At 64.8% G+C, this 3,470-nt stretch carries 3 protein-coding genes; all 3 read right to left on the bottom strand.

Annotated elements, in window-relative coordinates:
* Nucleotides 1-6: 6 nt before the first annotated feature.
* The 3 genes from QZ213_RS26270 to QZ213_RS26280 all read right to left on the bottom strand — a co-directional run bounded on the left by QZ213_RS26270 (nucleotide 7) and on the right by QZ213_RS26280 (nucleotide 3,400).
* Nucleotides 7-510, bottom strand: coding sequence for an RNA pyrophosphohydrolase (locus QZ213_RS26270; protein ID WP_291688976.1), 504 nt, complete (start codon nucleotides 508-510; stop codon nucleotides 7-9).
* Nucleotides 511-588: 78 nt separating this feature from the next.
* Nucleotides 589-1,803 carry a divergent polysaccharide deacetylase family protein gene (locus QZ213_RS26275; protein WP_291688977.1) on the bottom strand — a complete coding sequence of 405 codons (1,215 nt, stop codon included), beginning with the start codon at nucleotides 1,801-1,803 and terminating at the stop codon, nucleotides 589-591.
* Between the two features lie 241 nt (nucleotides 1,804-2,044).
* The gene (locus QZ213_RS26280) at nucleotides 2,045-3,400 is read right to left on the bottom strand and encodes a S41 family peptidase (RefSeq protein ID WP_291688978.1); all 1,356 of its coding nucleotides are present in this window, start codon (nucleotides 3,398-3,400) and stop codon (nucleotides 2,045-2,047) included.
* Nucleotides 3,401-3,470 lie beyond the last annotated feature (70 nt).

Consider the following 3,470-nt stretch of genomic DNA (forward strand, 5'->3'; position numbering starts at 1 on the left):
CCGGCATCAGCCGCCCGCGAGCCTGGAAAATTCCTTCACCACGCGCTCATAGACCGGCCGCTTGAACGGGACGATCAGCTCGGGGAGATTCCTCATCGGCTCCCAGCGCCAGCTGATGAATTCCGCCTTGTGGCCGCCGCCGGGGCTGGCGACGTTGATTTCGGAATCCTGGCCGGTGAAGCGTACCGCGTACCATTTCTGTCGCTGGCCGCGATAACGGCCCTTCCAGGTGCGTCCGGCGACGGTGCGGGGAATGTCGTAGATCAGCCAGTCCGCGACCTCGCCGAGCTTCTCGACCGACCGGACGCTGGTTTCCTCATAGAGTTCGCGCTTGGCGGCCTCCCAGGTATCCTCACCGGGATCGACCCCGCCTTGCGGCATCTGCCAGACGTGAGAATCGTCGACATGCTCGATGCCGCCGACGCGGCGGCCGATGAAGACGAGCCCTGCTGGGTTGATCAGCATCATGCCGACGCATGTTCGATAGGGCAGGTCTTCGTAGCGCGCCATTCCGTCAGAGCCTCTCCGCGCCATATGGGCGGACCGACGCCAGACCCAAGTGCCCGGGTCGCGCCAGCCGGTTGATATTTAGCTGGATTTTGATTTCAGCATCGCGGTTGTCAATGGCACAAGCATGATGCCGTGGCTGTCGAGCGTCTTGATCCAGACGCCGATCCGCTCGATCGAAATCGGCAGCGCCGAGGCGATACCCACCGCGGTTCCGCGCTCTTTTGCCAGATCCTCCAGCTTTGCCAGCGCCCGATCGATCTCTGCCGCGGTCGGCACCGCGTCGATCGAGACATCGGCCCTGGCGAACGGCATCGACTGGCCAGCGGCCAGCGAAGCAGCGACGCTGCGCGGCGCCGAGCCGTCGTCGAGATAGCCGAGCCCGCGCTTGGCGGCCTCGCGGACGATGGGCTGCATGACCGCATCGGCGGCCACGAAGCGCGCGCCCATGAAATTGGCGATCCCGGCATAGCCCTGGAACCGGCTGAGGTGCCAGTATAACCGGTCGAGGTTTTGTTCGGGCGCCAGCGTCGTTAGCAGGGTTTGCGGGCCCGGATCGTTGTCGGGATAGTCGAACGGCTCCATCGGCACCTGCAGCAGGATCTCGTGCCGCTGCGCGCGCGCCCGCTCGGCCAGTTTGCCGGGATCGGAACCATAAGGGGTAAAAGCCAGCGTCACCGCCGGGGGCAGCTTCATGATGGCGTCGGTGGTCTTGGCCGCGCCGACTCCCAGCCCGCCGACGACGATGGACACCACGGGCATCCTGGCGGCCTTGGCGCGGTCTGCCTCCGCGGCGTAGACCGTGAAGGGCTTCAGGCCGTCCGCCACGACCGGGATCATGCCGTAGCGCGATTTTTCCAACAGGCGCGGATCGATGCCGGCCATCATGGCGGGTGCAGTCGCTGCCCCGGCCCCGGCTTTATCCGCGGCTTCGCCGCTGCCGATCACGACGTCGTGGCGTGTGCCGCTGGAGCCGTCGATGATGGTGACGGTCTTCTGCTCGCCCGGCGTGTCGTGCTTGGCCTCGGACCTGGCACCGTGTTCGGTCCCGGCCGCGACCGGAGCCGCAGCCTGTTTTTCTTCCGCCGGCTTCGGCGGACCGATGGCGACGCGGGCGATCGGCTCGCCGCCGAGCGGATTGTCGTTGAAGATGGCGAAGCCCAGGAAGGTCACCAGCAACAGGCCCAGCAGCACCGCGAGCAGCTGGACCCCGGTAAACGGCAGCCGATAGCGGCGCTTTCGACCCGGTGTCGTCTGCCCAAGCGGTGTGCTCAGATCGTCGGCCGTCTCTGCCATGGACCTTTCCCGAATCAACCGGCCGACGATACCACGGCGGGACAAGCCCGAGGCAGATCCACGACCACCGGAGGCCGCACAAATACGTCTTTCGGGTGTTCCTATCGCGTTTTGAACCGAAGCGGATACCGGTTCCCGTGAGGAAGACGCGTCAAAAGAAGATGTGGCGCCTCAGGACCACCCAGCAAAAAGGGCGGCCCGAGGGCCGCCCTTTCGCAAAAGCGGGTGAGCCGCAGCCGGATCAGTTGGCCGCCTTGTTGGCAGGCTTGTCGGTCGCGGTCTTGTCGGCGGTCGTCGGCGCGGTCGCATTGACCTTGACGCCGTGCAGGAGATCGTCCGCCATCTTCAGCGCCTTGTCGTCCTTGGCGTCCGGCGGCACGTAGGATTGTGAACCGGTCTTTTCGTCCCCGTCGGATTTCAAATGCCCACGCAGCGAGGCTTCACCCTTGGTGTCGGTGCGCGACTTCAGCTCTTCCGGCACGTCCTGCACCACCTCGATGTCGGGAACGATACCCTTGGCCTGGATCGACTTGCCCGACGGCGTGTAGTAGCGCGCGGTGGTGAGCCGCAGCGCGCCGTTGCCGCTTCCGAGCGGGATGATGGTCTGCACCGAGCCCTTGCCGAACGAGCGTGTGCCGACCAGCGTCGCACGCTTGTGGTCCTGCAGCGCACCGGCGACGATCTCGGAAGCCGATGCCGAGCCGCCATTGATCAGAACGATCACCGGCTTGCCCTTGGTCAGATCGCCCGGATGCGCGGCGCGGCGCTGGGTTTCCTCGGCGTTGCGGCCGCGGGTGGAGACGATCTCGCCGCGCTCGAGGAAGCTATCGGAAACCGTGACCGCTTCTTCCAGCAAGCCGCCAGGATTGTTTCTGAGGTCGATGACGAAGCCCTTCAGCTTGTCGCCGATCTGGTTCTGCAGGTTGGCGACTTCCCTCTTCAGGCCCTCGGTGGTCTGCTCGTTGAAGGTGGTGATGCGGATATAGCCGATATCGTCGGCCTCGACATGCGCGCGCACCGAGCGGACGCGGATGTTGTCGCGCACCAGCGTGACGTCGATCGGGTTGTCCTGGCCCTTGCGGATGATCTTCAGCTTGATCTTGGTGTTGACCGGACCGCGCATCTTTTCGACGGCCTGGTTGAGGGTGAGACCCTGCACGGCTTCGTCGTCGAGATTGGTGATGATGTCATTGGCCATGATGCCGGCCTTGGATGCCGGCGTGTCGTCGATCGGCGAGACCACCTTGATCAGGCCGTCTTCCATCGTGACCTCGATGCCGAGGCCGCCGAATTCGCCGCGGGTCTGCACCTGCATGTCGCGGAAGCTCTTGGCGTCCATGTAGCTCGAATGCGGATCGAGGCCGGTCAGCATGCCGCTGATGGCGGATTCGACCAGCTTGGAGTCGTCGGGTTTCTCGACGTAGTCGCTACGGACCCGCTCGAACACGTCGCCGAACAGATTGAGCTGGCGATAGGTGTCCGAGGTCGCCGCGCGTGCGCTCGATCCCATCAGCATGGAGCGAGGCTGGGTCACGAACAGCGTCAGTGCCGCGCCGGTAGCGGCGCTAAGGAGAATTACTGAAGTCTTGCGCATCATCCGCGAACCTTTTCGCCTTCATTTGCGGCCCACCATGGGCCTGGATCGATTGGAGTGCCGTCCTTACGGA

The sequence above is a fragment of the Bradyrhizobium sp. genome (genome assembly GCF_017881085.1).
In the GTDB taxonomy this organism is placed as follows: Bacteria; Pseudomonadota; Alphaproteobacteria; order Rhizobiales; family Xanthobacteraceae; genus Bradyrhizobium.

Excerpts from the sequence above, each read along its gene's own strand:
- QZ213_RS26280 (WP_291688978.1), bottom strand. The coding sequence starts at position 3,400 with ATGATGCGCAAGACTTCAGTAATTCTCCTTAGCGCCGCTACCGGCGCG.
- QZ213_RS26275 (WP_291688977.1), bottom strand. The coding sequence starts at position 1,803 with ATGGCAGAGACGGCCGACGATCTGAGCACACCGCTTGGGCAGACGACA.
- QZ213_RS26270 (WP_291688976.1), bottom strand. The coding sequence starts at position 510 with ATGGCGCGCTACGAAGACCTGCCCTATCGAACATGCGTCGGCATGATG.